Annotated in this window: 22 protein-coding genes and 1 tRNA gene; 6 read left to right on the plus strand and 17 right to left on the minus strand. The window is 57.1% G+C overall.

Annotation, left to right across the window (positions count from 1 at the left end):
• Positions 1 to 351 precede the first annotated feature (351 nt).
• Together P8O11_RS05130 and xseA are read right to left on the minus strand one after the other, a co-directional pair.
• Positions 352 to 1,908, minus strand: coding sequence for a trimethylamine methyltransferase family protein (locus P8O11_RS05130; protein ID WP_300292365.1), 1,557 nt, complete (start codon positions 1,906 to 1,908; stop codon positions 352 to 354).
• A gap of 102 nt (positions 1,909 to 2,010) precedes the next feature.
• Positions 2,011 to 3,546, minus strand: coding sequence for an exodeoxyribonuclease VII large subunit (gene xseA, locus P8O11_RS05135; RefSeq protein ID WP_300292367.1), 1,536 nt, complete (start codon positions 3,544 to 3,546; stop codon positions 2,011 to 2,013).
• 73 nt (positions 3,547 to 3,619) lie between these two features.
• Here xseA and purD point away from each other — a divergent pair, with 73 nt between their 5' ends.
• Entirely contained in the window at positions 3,620 to 4,885 is a 1,266-nt protein-coding gene (gene purD, locus P8O11_RS05140) for a phosphoribosylamine--glycine ligase (RefSeq protein ID WP_300292369.1), read from the plus strand.
• 97 nt (positions 4,886 to 4,982) lie between these two features.
• Here the strand turns inward: purD and rpoH are convergent, their stop codons facing one another.
• The 3 genes from rpoH to P8O11_RS05155 all read right to left on the minus strand — a co-directional run bounded on the left by rpoH (position 4,983) and on the right by P8O11_RS05155 (position 7,390).
• On the minus strand, positions 4,983 to 5,879 hold the full coding sequence (rpoH, locus tag P8O11_RS05145) for an RNA polymerase sigma factor RpoH (RefSeq protein ID WP_300292371.1): 897 nt from the start codon (positions 5,877 to 5,879) through the stop codon (positions 4,983 to 4,985).
• 159 nt (positions 5,880 to 6,038) lie between these two features.
• On the minus strand, positions 6,039 to 6,359 hold the full coding sequence (locus P8O11_RS05150; protein ID WP_300292373.1) for a hypothetical protein: 321 nt from the start codon (positions 6,357 to 6,359) through the stop codon (positions 6,039 to 6,041).
• Positions 6,359 to 7,390 (minus strand): RluA family pseudouridine synthase, encoded by a 1,032-nt coding sequence (locus P8O11_RS05155; protein WP_300292375.1) that lies wholly within the window; start codon positions 7,388 to 7,390, stop codon positions 6,359 to 6,361. Before P8O11_RS05155 ends, P8O11_RS05150 begins: the two co-directional genes overlap by 1 nt.
• Here P8O11_RS05155 and P8O11_RS05160 point away from each other — a divergent pair.
• Positions 7,389 to 7,706: a DUF6476 family protein gene (locus P8O11_RS05160; protein ID WP_300292377.1), complete on the plus strand. Its 318-nt coding sequence runs from the start codon at positions 7,389 to 7,391 to the stop codon at positions 7,704 to 7,706. The genes P8O11_RS05155 and P8O11_RS05160 overlap by 2 nt on opposite strands.
• Here the strand turns inward: P8O11_RS05160 and P8O11_RS05165 are convergent.
• Together P8O11_RS05165 and P8O11_RS05170 are read right to left on the minus strand one after the other, a co-directional pair.
• Positions 7,707 to 7,783, minus strand: a tRNA-His gene (locus tag P8O11_RS05165).
• A 43-nt stretch (positions 7,784 to 7,826) separates the two neighbouring features.
• Positions 7,827 to 8,309 (minus strand): GNAT family N-acetyltransferase, encoded by a 483-nt coding sequence (locus tag P8O11_RS05170; RefSeq protein ID WP_300292454.1) that lies wholly within the window; start codon positions 8,307 to 8,309, stop codon positions 7,827 to 7,829.
• Between the two features lie 79 nt (positions 8,310 to 8,388).
• Here P8O11_RS05170 and P8O11_RS05175 point away from each other — a divergent pair, with 79 nt between their 5' ends.
• Complete coding sequence (locus P8O11_RS05175; protein WP_300292378.1) at positions 8,389 to 8,568, plus strand: DUF6324 family protein; 180 nt, start codon at positions 8,389 to 8,391, stop codon at positions 8,566 to 8,568.
• Here P8O11_RS05175 and P8O11_RS05180 read toward each other — a convergent pair.
• The 10 genes from P8O11_RS05180 to P8O11_RS05225 form a co-directional block, all read right to left on the minus strand.
• Entirely contained in the window at positions 8,565 to 9,005 is a 441-nt protein-coding gene (locus P8O11_RS05180; protein ID WP_300292380.1) for an MmcB family DNA repair protein, read from the minus strand. The two genes, P8O11_RS05175 and P8O11_RS05180, sit on opposite strands and share 4 nt — an antisense overlap.
• A gap of 284 nt (positions 9,006 to 9,289) precedes the next feature.
• Positions 9,290 to 9,625, minus strand: coding sequence for a hypothetical protein (locus P8O11_RS05185; protein ID WP_089887535.1), 336 nt, complete (start codon positions 9,623 to 9,625; stop codon positions 9,290 to 9,292).
• Between the two features lie 71 nt (positions 9,626 to 9,696).
• Positions 9,697 to 10,533 (minus strand): 4-(cytidine 5'-diphospho)-2-C-methyl-D-erythritol kinase, encoded by an 837-nt coding sequence (locus P8O11_RS05190; RefSeq protein WP_300292384.1) that lies wholly within the window; start codon positions 10,531 to 10,533, stop codon positions 9,697 to 9,699.
• Positions 10,520 to 12,190: a tetratricopeptide repeat protein gene (locus P8O11_RS05195; protein ID WP_300292386.1), complete on the minus strand. Its 1,671-nt coding sequence runs from the start codon at positions 12,188 to 12,190 to the stop codon at positions 10,520 to 10,522. The genes P8O11_RS05190 and P8O11_RS05195 overlap by 14 nt, the downstream gene beginning before the upstream one ends.
• A gap of 165 nt (positions 12,191 to 12,355) precedes the next feature.
• Positions 12,356 to 12,790 carry a LuxR C-terminal-related transcriptional regulator gene (locus P8O11_RS05200; protein WP_300292388.1) on the minus strand — a complete coding sequence of 145 codons (435 nt, stop codon included), beginning with the start codon at positions 12,788 to 12,790 and terminating at the stop codon, positions 12,356 to 12,358.
• An 80-nt stretch (positions 12,791 to 12,870) separates the two neighbouring features.
• Positions 12,871 to 13,395 carry a cytochrome b/b6 domain-containing protein gene (locus tag P8O11_RS05205; protein WP_300292390.1) on the minus strand — a complete coding sequence of 175 codons (525 nt, stop codon included), beginning with the start codon at positions 13,393 to 13,395 and terminating at the stop codon, positions 12,871 to 12,873.
• A 54-nt stretch (positions 13,396 to 13,449) separates the two neighbouring features.
• Positions 13,450 to 13,719: a PepSY domain-containing protein gene (locus tag P8O11_RS05210; RefSeq protein ID WP_300292392.1), complete on the minus strand. Its 270-nt coding sequence runs from the start codon at positions 13,717 to 13,719 to the stop codon at positions 13,450 to 13,452.
• Positions 13,720 to 13,918: 199 nt separating this feature from the next.
• Positions 13,919 to 15,562, minus strand: a complete 1,644-nt coding sequence (locus P8O11_RS05215) for an electron transfer flavoprotein-ubiquinone oxidoreductase (protein ID WP_300292394.1) — start codon at positions 15,560 to 15,562, stop codon at positions 13,919 to 13,921.
• A 129-nt stretch (positions 15,563 to 15,691) separates the two neighbouring features.
• Positions 15,692 to 16,684: a phosphatase PAP2 family protein gene (locus P8O11_RS05220; RefSeq protein WP_300292396.1), complete on the minus strand. Its 993-nt coding sequence runs from the start codon at positions 16,682 to 16,684 to the stop codon at positions 15,692 to 15,694.
• A gap of 84 nt (positions 16,685 to 16,768) precedes the next feature.
• Positions 16,769 to 18,070 (minus strand): vWA domain-containing protein, encoded by a 1,302-nt coding sequence (locus tag P8O11_RS05225; protein WP_300292398.1) that lies wholly within the window; start codon positions 18,068 to 18,070, stop codon positions 16,769 to 16,771.
• 85 nt (positions 18,071 to 18,155) lie between these two features.
• Between P8O11_RS05225 and P8O11_RS05230 the strand changes: the two genes are divergently transcribed.
• The 3 genes from P8O11_RS05230 (at position 18,156) to greA (ending at position 19,744) form a co-directional block, all read left to right on the plus strand.
• Positions 18,156 to 18,914 (plus strand): DUF6502 family protein, encoded by a 759-nt coding sequence (locus P8O11_RS05230; RefSeq protein WP_300292399.1) that lies wholly within the window; start codon positions 18,156 to 18,158, stop codon positions 18,912 to 18,914.
• Positions 18,907 to 19,128, plus strand: coding sequence for a hypothetical protein (locus tag P8O11_RS05235; RefSeq protein ID WP_300292400.1), 222 nt, complete (start codon positions 18,907 to 18,909; stop codon positions 19,126 to 19,128). The genes P8O11_RS05230 and P8O11_RS05235 overlap by 8 nt, the downstream gene beginning before the upstream one ends.
• A gap of 145 nt (positions 19,129 to 19,273) precedes the next feature.
• A complete protein-coding gene (gene greA / locus P8O11_RS05240) occupies positions 19,274 to 19,744 on the plus strand; it encodes a transcription elongation factor GreA (protein ID WP_300292402.1) in 471 nt (156 codons plus the stop codon).
• Positions 19,745 to 19,757 lie beyond the last annotated feature (13 nt).

A 19,757-nucleotide genomic window follows, 5' to 3' on the forward strand; every position in this document is an offset into this window, starting at 1 on the left:
CCAAATCACCAGCCCGCGGGACGGTCTGGCGATGCACGGCGCCTTCGGCTTGATTCCGTGTAGGGTTAAGAACAAACGTCCCGTTTGGGCGCAAACGCGGCATTCGCGGCGTGTTGTGCAAACATCCAGTCTGTGTCCACTGCCCCGCCCACCGAACGCCCCGTTAACTTAATTTCCGTTCATACTTTTCCAATCAAGCGGTGCACGGGTTGTGCACGCATATCACCCCCCTGTTTTGGCCGATTTGAAAAGTGTTAACACGGCAAAACGCTGCGGCAACCAAAGCAAAATACGGGCATGATATGCTCACACCCGTGCTTACTAATTATCTGAAAAATATATGTTTTTTCCTTAGTAATCCGTCGGCGCGCCGCCTTCTTCCTTGCGGCGGGCAACAAAGGCTTCAAGCTCCTCACGGATGCTGTCTTCCATATGCGGCGCCTCAAAGCTCGCCACGATCTCTTTATAGAGGTGATGCGCCCGCTCCGCGGTCCAGACAGCGCCCGCCGCATCCCAAGCCTCAAAGTTGCGCCAGTCGCTCAGGAAGGGCTGGTAAAACGCTGTTTCATAGCGGTCTTGCGTGTGCTGAAGCCCAAAGAAATGCCCCTGCCCGCCCACTTCGGCAATCGCCTCGAGTGCAATATCATCAGCCGTTGTCGCAAAAATTTCGGGCTCCATATAGCGCTGAATTTGCTGCAAAATTTCGCAATCCATGATGAACTTTTCGGGGCTGGCAATCAAGCCGCCCTCAAGCCATCCAGCTGCGTGATAAACCATGTTTGTCCCGGATTGCACTGCCGCCCAAAGGCTGTTGGATGTTTCCCAGATCGCCTGCCCGTCAGGCACATTGGCCGCACAAACCCCCGATGAACGCATCGGTAGATCATAAAAACGCGCAAGCTGACCTGTCATCTGCGTGGCGCGAATATACTCTGGCGTGCCAAAGGCTGGGGCGCCGGACTTCATATCAACATTCGATGTAAATGTCCCGATCGCACAGGCCGCACCCGGGCGGATATACTGCGCCAAAGCCACAGCAATCAGCCCCTCAGCCAGCGATTGCGCCACAGCGCCAGACATCGTCACAGGCGCCATCGCACCCGCCAGAGTAAACGGCGTTACGACAAGCCCCTGATTGCGCCGCGCAAGCCGCATCCAGCCGTCAAGCATCGGCTCGTCATGCTTCAAAGGCGAGGTGGAGTTGATGTTTGTGTACATCCGAGGCTTTGCCTCGAACTCCTCGTCCGTCAGCCCGCCAGCAATCCGCACCATCTCCATAGCATCCTCGACACGCTCCTTGCCGAGTGAATAAGTGTGCACCACTTTGTCTGTCAGAGTGAGTTTGTCATACAGCACATCCAAATGGCGGATGCTGGCATGAATATCCTGTGGTTCAACGGGATAGCCGCCGCAGAAGTGAATGCAGTTAAAGTATTGGCTCAGCTTGATAAAATCTTTGCACATCTCGCGTGTGCCTGTCATCTTTCGGCCCGTTTCTAGCGTCCAGTAGGAGGGGGGTGAGGAGACGTTACCAAACAGGATATGCCCGTCCCCCATCACCAGCTCATGGTCAGGGTTGCGCGGCGTCATGGTCCAACGGCCTGGAGCCTTGCCCACCATTTCCATCAGCCAGTCACGGCCCACGCGTACATTTGTGCCATTGATCGCTGCACCAGCTTCTCGGAAAATTTCGAGCGCTTCGGTATTGAGAATCTCAATCCCGATCTCTTCGAGAATACGCATCGCACCCTCGTGGATCGCCTGCACGCCCTCTTCGTTCAAAGGCTCGGTCGGCTTATCGAGGTTTTTGGGCAGCCGCCATGGCATCTGCTCAATCACTGCCGCACCGCGCCGCTCGGCTGCTCCTGCTCGCCCGCCGCCGCGCCCCTTACGTCCTGCCCGTGCCATGCTGTTTCTCCCTTGGAATGACAGCCCAATCAAACAATGGGGCCTCCCCCTCCGCCTGTCTATCAGCGACGGAACCTGTCGGATTCAGAGCATGATGTGCCGTTAAAAGAGCGAGCCCTGATCCGTCGGCGTACGGCCCGCAACTGTACGCTTCGGCTTGCCCGAAAGGCTCATCCGCCCGTCTGAAAACTCAATCTCAAGCGCTCCCACCTTTTGCGCCGCTGCTTTGGTGGTCAAGACCCCGTCCTCACCATGCACAACAGCATAGCCCCGTGCCAGAGTGGCTTTGTAGCTCAGCGTCTCGCGCAAACGGTCTGTCGCCTCAAGCCGCTCCGAAAGCGCCTTGATCTGGCGCGAACCGCTGTCCGCCATCCGCTGCGCTAAACGGTCAAGCTCAACACGTTTGCGTCCCAGATCACGCACAATCGCCTCAACATTTAGCCGTGCCCCAACACTCTCCACATGCCGCGCTCGCTCATCAAGCCCGCGCAGTCTCAAGCGCGCACCAAGGCCCGAAAGCCTTTGAAGATCGCCCCGCAAAGCACGGCTGAGCAGCGAGGGTCGAAGACTGCCTGACGCATCAGAGAGCACGACACGCCGCAGCTGCACCCCGCGCTGAAGCGCCGCAGGCAGGCGGTCATTCGCGCGGTCCAGCCGTTGACGTGGGGCTTCCACAAGGCTTTCAATGCGTGGCATCGCACGCGCCAGATCGCGCAGCCTCTGGCCACGCCGGCTCACCCCATTTGAAAGCGCATAAGACATCCGCGAGCCCTGCTCACCGACCCAAGCCAAAAGCTCGAGCCGAACAGGCACAGCAAGCTCCGCCGCCGCCGTCGGTGTCGGGGCGCGCTTGTCAGAGACGAAATCAATCAGCGTGGTGTCCGTCTCGTGGCCCACCGCCGAGATAAGCGGAATCTGCGACGCCGCCACAGCGCGTGCCACAATCTCTTCGTTGAAACCCCAAAGATCCTCGACAGAGCCGCCACCACGCGCCACGATAATCAGATCAGGCCGTGGCAGCGCCCCGCCTGGACTCAAACCATTGAAACCGGCGATTGCGCGAGCGACTTCGCTGGCGCATTTTTCGCCCTGAACCGCCACTGGCCAAACCAGAACCTTGCGGGGAAACCTGTCACGTAACCGGTGCAGAATATCTCGAATAACGGCGCCAGAAGGTGATGTGACCACGCCAATCACGTCTGGCAAATAGGGTAGCTCCTGCTTGCGCTCAGGCGCAAAAAGACCCTCCGCCGCCAACATCTGCTTTCGCTTCTCAAGCATTGCCATCAAAGCGCCAACACCCGCAGGGCGGATCTCTTCAATAATTATCTGATAGCGCGATTGGCCGCCAAATGTCGTCATCCGTCCAACAGCAACAACTTCCATACCCTCTTCAGGCTGCACCTGAAGCCGCGTCGCCACACCCTTCCAGATCACCCCATTGATGACAGATCTGTCGTCCTTGAGATCAAGGTATATATGCCCCGAACGCGGGCGGGACACGCGGCCAACCTCGGCTCTGATTCGAACATGGCTAAACTCGCCCTCGATCACCCGCTTGATGGCGTTTGAAATCTCCGTAACCGAAAATTCTGGGGCATTGCCCGCCTCTTGGCCATCATCAATCAGATCGGACATTTCGCCTCGCTTGTATCTCTTTGCGCGTCAGCTTAGAACGCGAGCAAGTGAAGGCCAAGCAGGAGTTGCACAGATGAACATCCTTATTCTTGGAAGCGGAGGCCGTGAACATGCCCTCGCGTGGGCGACGGCGCAAAACCCGAAGTGTGACAAACTCTTCGTCGCCCCCGGCAATGCCGGAATAGCCGAGCTGGCCACATGCGTAGCGCTCGATATCAATGATGGCGCAGCCGTTGTCACTTTCGCCCAGAAAGTGGCCATAGACTTCGTGATCATCGGCCCGGAAGCCCCCCTCGCGGCAGGCGTCTCCGATACGCTGCGTGCAGCAGGCATCCTGACCTTCGGCCCAAGTGCCGCTGCTGCCCAGCTTGAAGCCTCCAAAGCCTTCACCAAGGAGATTTGCGATGCCTCGGGCGCGCCCACAGCGGGCTATGCCCACTTCACCGAACATGCGCCCGCCCGCGATTATGTGCAGGCACAGGGTGCACCGATTGTCATCAAGGCTGATGGCCTCGCCGCAGGCAAAGGCGTTGTGGTCGCCATGACCCTTGAGGAAGCGCTTGATGCTGTTGATGATATGTTCGGCGGCAGCCTTGGAGCAGCCGGTGCGGAAGTTGTGATCGAGGAGTTCATGGAAGGCGAAGAAGCCAGCTTCTTTGTACTCTGTGATGGCGAAGAGGCCCTCCCGCTTGGCACAGCGCAAGACCACAAACGCGTGGGCGAAGGCGACACAGGACCAAACACAGGCGGTATGGGCGCCTACTCCCCAGCCCCCGTGATGACCGATGAGATCATCGCCAAGACAATGGACGAGATCGTGCGCCCGACCCTGCGCGAGATGGCGCGTCGTGGCACGCCGTACCAAGGCGTCTTGTTCGTCGGCCTCATGATCAAAGACGGAGCCCCGCGCCTTGTCGAGTACAACGCTCGCTTCGGTGACCCTGAATGTCAGGTCCTCATGATGCGGCTCGGCGCACAGGCCTTTGATCACATCCAAGCCGCTGCCGAAGGACGGCTCAACGAGGCAAAAGTCCACTGGGCAGACGACCACGCCCTCACGGTGGTCATGGCCGCAAAGGGCTACCCCGCAGCCTACGAAAAAGGTACGGTGATCAAAGGCTTGGAGGCATTGCCACAGTCGAGTTCACAGATGGTGTTCCACGCAGGCACAGCACGCGCTGCAGAGAACGTCACTGCTGTGGGCGGGCGCGTGCTCGCGGTCACGGCACGGGCAGATACGCTTGAGGAGGCGCATAGACTGGCCTACAGCATGACGCGCCAAATCGGCTGGCCAGAAGGGTTCTTTCGGTCCGATATCGGCTGGCGTGCTTTAAGATAATTTCGAATTTGCTTCGCAAATCCGACCGATCGAGGGGGACGCTGTCCCCCTCAAACTCCCCCTGGGATATTTACGGAAAGAAAAAGGAAAGACCCGGTTAAGCGCTCGCCAGCATCCCGCGATCCTTTGCCAAATCGCGCATACGCTTTTGTAGCTTTTCAAACGCGCGCACTTCGATCTGACGGATGCGTTCACGGCTTACGTCATATTGGCTGGAAAGGTCTTCAAGCGTAATCGACTCTTCGCTGAGGCGCCGCTGCGTGAGAATATCTTTCTCGCGTTCGTTCAGCACATCCATAGCCTCAGCCAGCAGCTCACGCCGCGCAGACAACTCGTCACGGGCTTCATAATCACCCACCTGGTCCGCATCTTCGTCCTCAAGCCAGTCCTGCCATTGCATCGTTCCTTCGCCCTCAGAACCAACGGTGGCATTGAGAGAGGCGTCTCCGCCCGACAAACGGCGGTTCATCGAAATAACCTCCGCCTCGGTCACGCCAAGGTCCGTCGCGATGCGTTGCACGTTTTCAGGGCGCATATCGCCTTCTTCTAAAGCCCCAATACGGGCTTTGGCTTTGCGCAGGTTGAAGAAGAGCTTCTTTTGCGCAGATGTCGTGCCAAGCTTCACAAGGCTCCACGAGCGCAGGATATACTCCTGAATGCTCGCGCGGATCCACCACATCGCGTAGGTCGCAAGGCGAAATCCTTTTTCCGGATCAAAGCGCTTCACAGCCTGCATGAGGCCCACGTTTGCCTCCGAAATGACTTCGGCTTGCGGCAGACCATAGCCGCGATAACCCATGGCAATTTTAGCCGCGAGCCGCAAATGTGAGGTCACCATACGGTGCGCCGCCTGCGTGTCTTCTTGCTCAACCCAAGCCTTGGCGAGCATGTATTCCTCTTCAGGCTCAAGCAAAGGGAACTTGCGGATTTCTTGCATATAGCGGTTCAATCCGCCCTCTGGCGTTGGAGCAGGTAAATTCTTGTAGTTACTCATGTTCTGTCCCCTCCCATTATGTAACAGTGCTTAACATCGATCTAGGTATTCGACCGAGCAATTTCAAGTCTGCCGCCTCTTAACGCTTATGTATGACCGATCTCATAACAGTCTAAATTTGTTACGCAGCTTCACGCATTTGGGATCAATATGACAGGGTCACACCTGACCAGTGGCATAAAATGGCTCAGCAAAGCCTAGGGAAACAGCCCGCTCAGTGCCTTTGGGGAGGGCGGTATCCAGCAAACCGACAAGATCCCCAAGCAAACCCTGCATAAAGGCCGCATCGCGGTGGGGCTTGTTCAGCACTTGAACCTCCAGCAAAACATGGCTGTGATGTGCCGTTTCCGCAGGGTATGCCCGCCCTTTACAAGCGCCCGCCCCACCATCATGGCGCAGGATTAGCGCCTCGATCTCGGCCAGAAGATTGGGCACATCCAGCGAGAGATCGGACGAATATTTTAAATCAGCTTGTGGCATCAGGCTTCTCCCTCAACGGCCTGAATGAGCGCGGCCATATCCTCTGGCAACTCCGCCTCAAAGCGCAGCATTTCTCCGCTAACAGGGTGCTCAAAGCCAAGGCTCGCAGCATGAAGTGCCTGACGATCAAAACCTTTCACAGCAGCAACCGCCCCAGCGCCAAACGCCTTCTCGCTCAGCTTGCGGCGCCCGCCATAAACAGGGTCGCCGACAAGCCCGTGCCCCGCATGAGCCATATGCACACGGATCTGATGTGTCCGCCCCGTCTCAAGCCAGCAATCCACAAGCGAAAGACATTCAGGTGTGCCAAAGCTTGCAACGACACGCGCCCGTGTCACAGCGTGGCGCCCCCCATCAAAGAAAACAGCCTGACGTTGGCGGTCATGCTTGTGACGCGCGAGCTGGGTCTGAATTTTCATCACCCCCCCCTGTTCAAAGCTCACACCCTTTGTGCCCCGCAAGCGCGGATCAGAGGCGTCAGGAATCCCATAAACAAGCGCGCGATAATGCCGCTCGACGGTGTGTTTCTCAAATTGCGCTGCAAGCCTGTGGTGTGCGACATCCGATTTTGCCACAACAAGAAGCCCGCTCGTGTCTTTATCGATTCGGTGCACGATCCCGGGCCGTGCAACTCCGCCAACGCCACTCAAAGACGCCCCACAGTGATGCATCAGAGCATTTACAAGCGTGCCGTCAGGCGTGCCTGGCGCGGGATGAACAACCATGCCCGAAGGCTTGTTGATGACGATAAGCGCGTCATCTTCATAGACGATCTCAAGCGCTATCTCTTGCGGCAAGATGTGGCTCTCGGTCGCCGCCGCCAGCACGATCTGTACCAGATCACCCTCTGCAACCTTGGCCTTCGGGTTCTCGGCCACCGCACCATTGATGCGCACTGCTCCCTCTTCCATAAGCCGTGCCAGCCGCGTACGGCTTAAGGAAGCCGCCTCTGGCACATCGCGGGAAAGCGCCTTATCAAGGCGTGCAGGCGGATCCTCAAGGATCCTAAATTCTAGCGAGGCATCTGCCATGAGTGAAACCCCCGAAGGTCTTGAAGAAAACGAAGTTGACCCGAGCCTCGTGCGCTACCTCAAACTTCTGGTAACAACCCTTGCTGGGGTAATGATTGTCGGGCTTGTAGCGGTCATTGCCCTGCTTGTCATCCGCTTGAATGCTGATGTTCCGCCCTTGCCTTCGCGGATGACCCTCCCCGAAGGCACAAAAGCTCAAGCCTTTACCCAAGGCGAAAACTGGTTTGCCGTCGTCACAACAGACGAGCGCATTCTCATCTTAGCCCGCGATGGCGAGACGCTTCTCCAAGAAATTCAAATTTCAACTGGGGAGTGATGGTACCGCCTCCCCGGCTCGAACGGGGGACCCCTGGTTCCACAAACCAGTGCTCTAACCAACTGAGCTAAGGCGGCATTGCGGCTGATTTAACTTTCCATGCGGATGAATGCAAGAGCCTTAAAGCTCAATTTCCCAGCTTTGTTCAACAAGCTCCACACCAAAGCTATGAACAGGTTTCGAAGAGACAAGCGACCACCCCGACTTTGCGTAAAGCGCACAGGCAGCCTTGTGGCTCTCATGCGTCCAAAGCTGCATACTGCTGTAGCCCTTGTGTTTGGCGTAGGTCATGCAAGTCCTAAGCAATCGCCCCCCAAGCCCCTGACCACGCGCTTCAGGCACAAGCAAAAACAATCGGAGCTTGGCTCTGCGCTCACTCAAGCGCACACAAAAGATCGAGCCCAGCCGTTCGTCCCCCGCCTGCGCAATCCAGCCTTGCTCACAGCTTGGGTCGTGCTGTGCCACAAACGCGCTCAAAATATCGTCGACAAGCGCTTCAAAGCTTTCGTCAAAGCCTTCGTCTTGCGCATAAAGCCGGCCATCCTGCGCAACCAACCACGCCCTATCGCTGGGCTCAAACGCCCGTATCACAACATTCTCCATCCCCAGAGCTTGCGCCCAGCCCGCTTGCATCACAAGTCAAAACTCGCTAGCTCAAAGAGAAGTCTGAAGGAGAGCCACCATGGGCATCAACACCGAACGCGACATTGAAGCCAACATGCAAATCGGTCCAACCGATCAAGGCATGGTGCGTATCTTTATTGAGGCAGATGGCGTCGAAATTCCGATGGATTTCACCTCAGAAGAAGCCGAAGAAATCGCCGAAGAAATCTTGGCCGCCGCCAAGGCCGTCAAAGGCTAGATCATCGGATCACGCATACGATGATGGCGCAGAGCCACGTCGCGGGCAAACTTGAGCGTGATTTTCTTTCGTCGCGCGCCAGCTAGCTTGGCTTCTGGCCCCATGCGCACAACTTCTGCACCATAGGTGTCTGCGATAATCAGTCCCGTATCTTCTGGCAAAAGCTCGAGCGGAAACCTGTCATCCACGGCCCAAAAAAAGCGGTCACACCACTCAAGATAGCCCTGCCACTTGTGATCGCTTCTGAAATCTTCACGGCCTGATTTGCATTCAATCACCCAAATCTCACCCTTTGGACCAATCGCCATCACATCAACTCGCTTACCCCGCTCAGGGGTAAACTCTTCCAAAGATGTAAAGTTATGAGTGAGCAGATGACGGCACACTCCGCGCGCCAAAAGCTGACCCGCTTGTAATTTTAGGCTCAGATTATTCATGCTTCAAATGTGAACAAATAGTGAACAAATGTCCAGTCACAATTGCCGCAGAAGCCCACTTGCGCCGCGCCTCAACAAGCCCTACCTAGAAGCAGACGGCTTCTGCCCTTCTCGTTTTACGGTTGCATTCCGGTGGCCTTAAGCATTCCGAGGGAGTTGGCTCTGTCATGGCCCTGGCCATGTTACCTGACGCCCACCTGTACATACAGGTCCTCGGGAATGAGATAACCCAACGGCTGCGGTGGTTCCGTCACCTTTTCCCTGATGTAATCAGTAAGATTGCTCTAGTAGCGGCGCGACTGTTGCTGCGGCTTCTTGGCCTTCACACGCACAAGCACGGGCTCTGCAAGGTGGACAAGGCTCGGCGCACGGTTGCCACCGCGCGGCTCATCGTCGTCATCATCTTTCATCCGCATGACAGCAATCCCAAACTGTACGCCAGCGAAGATAACACCATTGGAAATCCACAAGACAACGACAGCCAGAAGGCCCTTGTCCGAGGTGCTGACCAAATGCCAGAGATTCGCGATGTTAAACCAGAGCAACATTCCAACAAATAGCCCCGCGAGCGCAAACCCGATGGCAACGTTGACGATATAGAGCTTGATGAGCTTGGGCATAATCCGAATCCTCTCTGCACCCTGAACGTAACGTTTAAAAAAAGGGTTGCAAGCGGCGCGCATGAATTCTTTCAACTGAGCCAAACGGCGCTCACCCACCAGTCGGGTCGCTGTGCAGACAGTGCGGCCGCAGCCGTTTCAGCCGCGCCAATCTCATCAAACAGCGCAAAACATGTTGCACCTGAACCAGACATCCGCGCCAGCCTTGCCCCCTCCAGCCCCCAGAGCCGATCAAGCACCTCACCAACCACAGGCGCAAGCGCCAGCGCAGGCGGTTCAAGGTCATTACGGGTCTGCTCTCGCAAAAATTCAATCAAATCTGAAGCGCTCCTCAGCGATGGCAGCTCTGGCAACGGCGCATTGTTCTTTGCGGCCAACTTACCAAAGACATGAGGTGTTTCCACTTCAACGCGCGGATTGGCCAAAACTGCCGCCACGCGCGGCAGGTCCACAGCCTCGATTTGCTCTCCAACGCCCGCCATCCGACACGCACGGCCAAAATAGCAGACAGGCACATCGGCGCCGAGTTCAGCAAGCCGCCCCACGTCGACCGATTGCCCTGTCAGCGCCTCAAGCACGCGCAACGCCGCCGCCGCATCAGACGATCCACCGCCAATCCCTGCCGCGGCTGGCAGGTTTTTCTCAAGCTCAAAGTCCGCACTCTGCCCCGCCCATACAGCGGCTTTCAGGACAAGGTTCTCAGGCCCCGTTGGCACAGCTTCCGCCAAGGGCCCCGTCACGCTCAAACGGGGCTGATCCGCCAAGCAGGCACTCACTCGGTCGCCTAAATTCGCAAACATCACCAAGCTATCGAGCAGATGATACCCATCAACCCGCTGCCCTGTCACATGCAATGCTAGGTTCACTTTGGCTGGCGCAAAGGCCTCGGCCCGTTCAGCTGTCGTCATTCACAAGCTCAAGCGGTTTGGCGCCTTCGTCAGCCAGCACTTGATCCAAGCCGACATCAAGCTTACGGCGGATACGCTCTGGGTCTGCATCCTGACTGACTTCACCATATTCGATAAAAGACAACGCGCGCTTCCACTGAAACTCCGCTTCAAGCTTGCGCCCAACGGCCCAGTACACATCGCCCAGATGGTCGTTGATCACAGGATCAATCGACATCAGCTCCGCTGCCCGCTCCATATGCGGCACAGCCTCCTCATATCGGCCCAGACGGAAGAGTGCCCAGCCGAGACTGTCGATGATATAGCCGCTTTGCGGGCGCGCTGCCACGGCCTGCTCAATCATCTCAAGCGCCTCATCAAGCTTTCTGTGCTGCTCGACAAGAGAATACCCAAGATAGTTCAAGACATTCGGCTCGCCAGGGCTGATTGCAAGCGCCGCGCGAAAATCGGCTTCGGCCTTGTCCCAATTGTCGAGCCGCTCATGCACAATGCCACGGGTGTAGAGCGTGCGCCAATCGGTATTCTCGCGCCCTTCCCAGAGCGCAAGCGAACGGTCATATGCCTTCTCGGCGTCCTCAAAGCGGTCCGCACCACGCAAGAGATCGCCCATCGCGCTATGCACAACAGGCAGGTTTGCGTGGCTCACCGAGAGTTTTTCCATAACCTCAAGCGCCGCGTCCATCTTGTCCGCCGCGCGCAAAGCTTCCGCGCGGCCCATCTCGGCCACATGGAAGGCGGGATGATCACTTGGAACAGAACGATAGGCCGCCACTGCGGCATCAAGCCGCCCTTGATCCTCAAGCAACTGCGCCAAAAGCAAGCTCGCATCGACCATTTCTGGGCGCAAATGCTGCGCCACCCGCGCAAACAAAAGCGTGTCCGTTCCACGCGGCTCAGCGGCCAGCGCGCCCGCAATCGTAAAATTCACTTCAGCCAGCCCATCTTGCGGCGATGTGATCAAATCGAACTGAAGCGTTTCTCCTGCGTCCAGTCGCGTGCGCATCTGAACAATCTCTGGGTCCTGCGTCTCGCCAAAGCGCGCCCTGAGCATTTCGGCGGCATCGCTGGTGCGCCCAAGCTGGCTCAGGATTTGAACATGTGCAAGCACACCGCGCCGAGTCTGCATGATGGTGCCCGGTTGCGATGAGCCAAACAAAGCGTCCGCGCTCTCAAGATCGCCGACATGCGCCAGCGCCAGCGCCTTGTGGTAGAGCCCAAAGGCCCGTGTGCCATTGCCATCCGCGATTTTGCCAAATTCGGCCAAAGCCGATGTCATATCGCCCTTGCCCACAAGCGCCCAAGCCTTAAGAAGCCCATCGACAAGCTCGCCCATCAAACGCCCCTCATCGGCACGCTTGATCAGCGCAGTATAGTCACCCGCCGCGCCTTCAAGGGCCGCAAGCGCCATCTGTCCGATCTGGCTCTTGTGGCGGTCGGCCTCTAGTTTGCGCGCAACAATTCCTGCACGCTCAAACTCTCCCAGCGCCACTTGCGCAAGGATCAATTCGTCCATGATCTCAAGGTTGCTAGGGTCGCGCGTCAGCGCAATCGTGAAATACCGCGCCGCCGTCTCATAATCGTTGACATATTGCGCTTGCCGCGCCGCCAAATATGCGCCCGAGAAACTATTTGCCAAAACAGGCATCGGAAGGCTCATAGCCCCACTCAACACCGTAGCCAGACAGAGCCGTTTCCAATGTTTCATCATCCTCACGGACCTCTCGCCAAATCTCTTGGAGACCAACCTAAACATGAGCACGGTAAAAGCAAGGTGAAGGCAGCCCCACGTGCTGAAATCATCCGTCAGAAGACGCGCAAATGCTCAATTGGTCTGTTCGTCAAGAAGCCGATCAATCAAAAGGCTCAAAACATCCCCTCGGCTGTGCGCACCCGACTTTCGGTAGATCGCGTTGAGATGCGCCTTCAGAGTGCCCTCCGCCGAACCCCGCAGTGTCGCAATCTCTGCAATGCCAAATCCTTTGACCAGAAAGCTCGCAACATCAGCTTCCGCAGGCGAAAGCTTCCAAGCCTCAAACTCTGCCTCAATCACGTCATAGACAGCCAGCTTGGTCACAGCGAGCCGCCCCTGAAGATGCGCCGCACGGCGCAACATCCGCATTAACAGTCCGGCTTCAAAAGTGATCGTGACCACCAGGCTTAACGCAGCAAGCATCTCAAACCAGAAGTGAACCCCACCAGTAAACCCGCCCATAGCACGGTAATCAGCAACGACATCGCCGATAAAAACACGGCGCAAAAGAACTGCACAACAATCAGCCCGAACAGCCCGAGGGGAACTTGAAACTCTTTATTCCATGGCATCATTCTATCTCTCGCTTAGCCCTCTGGCATATCCTTATACCCGCTAACCATTGAGCGTGGCAGGTTCACACCCGTGCGTTTGCTTTCAAAGATCACAGCAAGAATATGCATGACCACTGAGGCCTCCGTCCAGATCGCAGCAAGCTCATGCAGCTCTTCCGTCCACTCCGTGCCCCAGAACATATCCGTGGTCATCAGATAACCTGACAGACACAACACCAGAAGCGATATAATGAGATTATAGATCATCAAAGCCCCAAGGGGCGAATGTCCAACATGTGCATGACGGCGCTGGGTGGCAATATCGGTCAGCTGTTCCTTGACCCCGTCCACACTCGGCGGAAAACTCGCAAACCGCGCATAGCCACGGCCGACAAAGCCCCAGACAATGCGCAAAAGCACCAGCGTCAAAACAACATAACCGACCTGATTGTGCAGCTTGCTGTCATCATCAATGACAAGTGCATTGGCCGCAAAAGCGATCACAAGCAGCCAATGAAAGCTGCGCACTGCGATGTCCCAAACAAATATGCGTTTCATAGTTCACCTCAAAGGTTAGCGAAGGGCGCACCACTTGCGCGCCCTTCAAGCCGATCAATCGTCGCGCTCGATTTTCACAATCTTGAAGCCAGCATCAAGATAGATTTCGTAGCGTTCGCCGTCCTTGCGCGCATAGGCTTCATACTTGCCATCGTCGAGCTTGATCTTGGCCACTTCATAGCCTTGCTCAGTCAGCATCGAGTTGATTTTGGCGCGGTTCTCTTCATTCAGCTCTACGGAGCCGCTCGAGCCATAGTCGCTCGCAAAAGCAGGTGCCGCCAAAGCGCTCATCAAAACAGCGGGGAGGATAAACTTACGGATCATGTTACTCGTCCTTTTCAAATCAGAGGTTAGCAAGACGCGTCTCGCTCTTGCCCCCTCAACATGACCACCCTGCACTGAAATCCTATTGGCCCAAAGGTCTAATCCACGGCTTTCATCCCAGAGATATAGCCCCCTATACCTCTGGTTTAGGCTTTGAGCCCTCGAAATGAAAAGGGCGGGGAAATCCCCGCCCGCCTCATCACATATTTGGATAGTTCGGCCCGTCCCCGCCCTGTGGCGTGGTCCAGTTGATGTTCTGGCTCGGGTCTTTGATGTCACAAGTCTTGCAGTGGACACAGTTCTGGAAATTGATAACAAACTGCTGCTCGCCCTCTTTCTCCACAATCTCGTAAACACCCGCAGGGCAGTAGCGCTGCGCTGGCTCCGCATATTTCGGCAGGTTCACAGAAATCGGCAGCGATGCATCCTTCAGGTGAAGGTGCGCAGGCTGGCTCTCTTCGTGATTGGTCATAGAGAAGCTCACGTTGGTGAGGCGGTCAAAGCTCAGCGTCCCGTCAGGCTTGGGATAGCTGATCTCTTTATGCGCCGTCGCAGGCTCTGTGCTGTCCGCGTCGTTTTTACCGTGCTTAAGCGTCCCAAAGAGCGAGAAACCGAAGGTGTTGGTCCACATGTCCAAGCCGCCGAGCACAAGCGATGGCAGCAAGCCCCACTTGGACCACATCGGTTTCACATTGCGCACTTTCTTCAGGTCTTTACCGATCGCGCCTTTGCGCACTTCCGTTTCATAGGCCGTCAGCTCGTCGCCCTCGCGGCCAGCTTTGATTGCCTCGTGCGCAGCTTCCGCTGCCGCCATGCCCGAGAGCATCGCATTGTGGTTGCCCTTGATACGCGGCACGTTGACCATACCAACAGAGCAGCCCAGAAGCGCCACACCAGGCGCAACCATCTTCGGCATCGACTGATAGCCGCCCTCAGAAATCGCCCGTGCACCGTAAGCCACACGCTTGCCGCCCTTCAAAAGCTCGGCAACCATCGGGTGATGCTTAAAGCGCTGGAACTCCATGTAAGGGTAGAGATGCGGGTTCTTGTAGTTCAAGTGAACCACAAACCCGACATAAACCTGATTGTTCTCAAGGTGATAGATAAATGAGCCACCGCCCGCATTGCCATTGAGAGGCCAGCCCATTGTGTGGGTCACACTGCCTTCTTTGTGCTTTTCGGGGTCGATCTCCCAAATCTCTTTCATCCCAAGCCCAAACTTTTGCGGCTCGTGGCCCTCGGCCAGATTGTACTTTTTGATCACCTCTTTTGAGAGGCTCCCGCGCACACCTTCCGAGAGGAAGACATATTTACCGTGCAGCTCCATGCCCGGCTCGGTGTTTTCGCCAATGCTGCCATCGGCCTCAAGCCCGAAGACACCCGCGACAACGCCTTTCAGACGATCGCCCTCATAGACAAGCTCCGAACAAGCCATACCTGGGAAAATTTCGACACCCAACGCCTCAGCCTGCTCCGCCATCCAGCGGGTCACATTGCCCATCGAAACAATGTAATTGCCGTGATTGTTCATAAGCGGAGGCATCGGGAAGTTGGGAATACGGATTTCGCCCGCTTCACCCAGCATGTAAAAGTTGTCTTCCTTCACAGGCACATTCAGCGGCGCACCTTTTTTCTTCCAGTCAGGGATCAGCGCATCAAGCCCGCAAGGGTCAAGCACCGCGCCCGACAGGATATGCGCGCCCACTTCCGAGCCCTTTTCCAGAACCACAACCTGCAAGTCAGCATCCAGCTGCTTGAGACGGATCGCCGCCGAAAGGCCCGCAGGCCCCGCACCAACGATAACGACATCATACTCCATGGTCTCGCGGACAACTTCGGACATGTTCTTCTTCCCTCTTGCGCGTTTGGGTAACAAAATTTCACGAAGGATTACATGCCCAAACACAAGGGCGTCAATCGCACCTTGGTCAAATGCTCACATTTGCCGCAAGTTTCTTAACGTCGCGCGCAGTTAAGCTGCAGATTTTCCGAAACTAGATGTTTCACGGCCACGAAAGCGGCGCAAAAGCGCGGGCGCAGCACAAACAAGGCCCATAGCAGCAGCCGAGGCGATCCCGTCGACCGCGTAGTGCCAGCCCGTATAGACCGAAAGATAAAGAATAACCGTCAGAAAGCCGAGGCCGATAGGCGCGAGCCAGCGGCTCCGCTCGATAAGATAGCCCGCCCAAAGCGTCGCCATCGCCGCATGCATCGACGGAAAGGCAGAGATTCCACCGCCGCGCAACTGTTGGCCTCCGTCCATCTCATAGACACGCCAAAGCCCCTCCTGAAGACGAGTCACCCCAGTGATATCCAGTCCCACAGCGGCAAGGCTCTCAGGCAAACCAGCAAAGTCCTGCGCCCCCAAAAGGCGATCATAAAACACAGGCCCCGCCGAGCTAAAAACAGTCGCCGTCAGCAGGCCAAGCCAGAGCCACATATAGAAATAAAGCTTCAAATACCGCGCCTTGCGGCCCTCGTCCTGCTCCAAAACCACAACAAAGGCTGGGAAAAGCAGCATCAGCGCCACCCAGACAGGCATATAGATAATCGCCACCCACACAGGGCTGAGGTTCGGCGTGAGCCCATGCGCCCACTCATAACCATGCAGCCCGCCAAACAGCATGAGGTCCATCTCCGCAAACATCGGATCGGCCCAAAACGGCACAAGGCTCGGGATCGTGGTCTTCACCAGCATAAAGGCGCTGCTCAAAAGCCCTGTTCCCAACAAGACGCCAAGAAGCTCGAGCCCTTTGGCGCGGTTCAGACAAAAATATGCCCCAAGCAGCGGGATCAACAGCAACCCCATATAACCAGAGGTCATCTGTTTGCTCAGCGCCACAGATTCGGCCACAAACTCAGGCAAAAACGCAAAGGAAAACCCCCGCACCACAAAAGTAAATGCGAAGGCCACGGCCAAAAACCGCACAGAATATCGCAGAAAAAGGGTGGCCTGATACGTCATGCTGCTGTCCTCAAGTCTTTTGTTGCAGGATTTTAACCAAAGAAATGTGGCATCAGAATGGCCCGTTTCTGGCCCCTTTTGCGCCTATTGGCTGCACACCCCGCGGCTATAATTCCCCACCTCGCGGATCACTTGTCCGCCAGAGGCCTCTTGCCGCGCCCCCGAAAGCTCGCTCGCCAGCACCCGCACCAACAAGTCCTTGAGCTTGCTCACGCGATAGCAAGAGATCGTCGGCTCCGCATGGGCGTTGCCCACCCCGCTGTCGTCGGTCAGAAACAGATAGCGCCCTCCCGAGACAAGCGCCGCCTGACGCATCAGAAACTCGCTCTCCTTGGCCACACCGCTCGCACCAAGCCCGAAGATCTGCACATTCTGCCCCGCCGCTTTTGAGGCCGCCGCGAGAAAGCGCTTGGCCTTGTTGCTATGTGCGGGTGCATCGGCAATGTGAAACACGAGCCGCTCGCCCTTCCCGCGCCGCCACTGCATCGCTGCCGCCGCTTCCAGCGCTTCCGCCGCCGCCTCGGGGTAGTCTCCGCCGCCGTTCGCATCAAGCCCTTTGAGCGAGCGCTGCATTTCGGGCTGGCTCTTGGTAAAGCCAAAGGTCTTCACCTTATAAGCGTCGCCATCGTCGCGGTAAGCAATCAGCCCGAAGCGGATGTCCACACCCGGCGCGGCCCGCTTGGCCTCGCGCACAATCCCCTGAAACTCCTTGGTCAGCCATGCAAGCTCGTCGCCCATGCTCCCCGTCGTGTCAAAAACGAAGGTGAGGTCCAGAAAATCAGGGGTCCAACCGCCTGATGTCGGCACAATCAAGCGCGACATCCCCGTGCTCCCCGTGCGCAGCTCGTCCCCCAGGACCTGAACACCGCCGTCAAACACCTTGAGCATCACACTCGAAGGCCTGCCCGCCCCCAGCGCCGCAGGAAACGCGGTGATCACCCCATCAACGCCTGAGTATCCCGCATGAAACGGCTCTCGCGCGCCCATTTTGGTCAGCGTGTAGGCCATCCCAGCCGCTGGCGCGCCTGTCGCGCTGACAAGACGCGCTGATACCATGCCATCAAGGCTCACCCGCGGCAGCTTCAGCTCTTTTGCAGCGCGCGCCTGATAGCGGGTGAAGGCCGCAAGGTTCAACGTATCGTCAATGTCCCCCGCGGTCACAACGCCCCGCTTGCCCCGTGGGCTCCTGCGCGCTGGCATCACTGGCATAGGCGCAGGCGCTTCCATCACAATCGCATCCGCCATCCGCGCTGGCTTTGCGCTTGCCTCAGAGCGCATCGGCGCACCCTCCATGCTCATCGCCTCGGGGCTGACGCTGCTTTCGCAAGCACTCAGCGCAAAAGCCGTCAGTCCAGCAAGCCAGAATCTATTCTTTATAAGGGTCATGGCGATTCTCCAAAATAATGTGTAATTTACACATTAAAAACACACACCCTTGCACACATCAACATAAATGTGCAATTTATCCATTATGCTGCAAACACTTGATCATATCCTCGCCCCACTCGCCCGCCTCCTTGTCGCGCGCGGGATACCCTTTGGCGACCTGACAGAGCGCCTGAAAGGCCATTATGTGCAGGCCGCATCCGAGCAATCAGATGGCAAAATCACTGATAGCCGCCTCTCCGTGATGACAGGGCTTCAGCGCCGCGACATCGCTCGCCTGCGTGCCTTTGAGCACAAGGCCCCGAAGCCAAACCCGCTCACACGGCTGGTCGCGCTCTGGCAGGCGCACCCCGATTACAGTCACAATGGCAAAGCCAAGCCTCTGCCTCGCACAGGTGACGCCCCCAGCTTTGAAAGCCTCGCCCGTGAGGTCCGCCAGGATGTGCACCCCCGCGCCATGCTCGACACACTCTTCGCCGCAGGCACAGTGAAGCTTGATCAAGACACGGTCGCCCTTGCCCAAACGGCCTACGTGCCCCTTGCAGGCTCGGAGGAACAACTTGATTACCTGGCAGAAAATGTTGGCGATCACCTCGCCGCAGCCGCCGAAAACGTGCTTGGCCCTCACCCGCGACACTTCGAGCGCGCCGCCCATTACACGGGCCTCACCGCGGCACAGATCAAATCTCTCGCTGAGCGCTACAACGCGGCGCAAATGGCGTTGCTTGAAGAGATTGCCGCCGAAGCCGAAGCCCTAAAAGCCCGCGCACCCTCTGGTGCATCTGGCAAGTTTCGGGCAGGAGGGTATTTTTACAGTTCAACAGGCGAGACTCCCAATGACTAAGCGCGCGCCCCTTTTCCTTGCAGCCCTGCTCGCCCTTGCGGCCTGCGCCGCACCAGACGAAACAATGCTCAAAAGCGCCCCCAGAGCAGAGGCAACAGTGGCACTGGACGCTCCCGTAATGGTACAAACCTCTCCGCTGCCCGCCCACAGCGCCACAAGTCTTGAAGAGTGCAGTGGCGACGGCATAGGCGGAACAGGCTGCCCCGACCAATAAGCACGCTCGCAACAAAGGCAAAATCCGCCCATTGATGCAAAATGCCCTTTACTCTATTGCAAGACAGCCCCTCTCTGGGACAAAGTGACGTAACAAAGATCAAAGCGTGCCGTTGGCGCGCTGCAAAGACCAAGAAGGCAGTGCAATGGACAAATTCCCGATGACCCGTGGCGGACACGCCGCGCTCGAAACCGAGCTGAAAAAGCTCAAATCCGTTGAGCGCCCCTCGGTGATCAAAGCCATCGCCGAAGCGCGCGAACTGGGCGATTTGAAAGAAAACGCGGAGTATCATTCGGCCCGCGAAAAGCAGGGCTTTATCGAAGGCCGCATCCAAGAGGTTGAGGCCGTTCTCAGCCTCGCCGAAGTGATTGATCCAACCAAGCTCTCAGGTACGGTCAAGTTCGGTGCAACTGTGACGGTTGTGGACGAAGACACCGACGAAGAGAAAACATGGCAGATCGTTGGCCAGCACGAAGCCAGCATCGAAAAAGGTCTGCTCAACATGAGTTCCCCCATCGCCCGCGCCCTGATCGGCAAGGAAGAGGGCGACAGCGTCGAAGTCCGCACCCCAGGCGGCGAGAAAAGCTACGAAATCCTCAAAATCGCCTTCATTTAAGAAAAAGAGCGCA

This window comes from Lentibacter sp. (assembly GCF_029254145.1).
Lineage (GTDB): Bacteria > Pseudomonadota > Alphaproteobacteria > Rhodobacterales > Rhodobacteraceae > Lentibacter.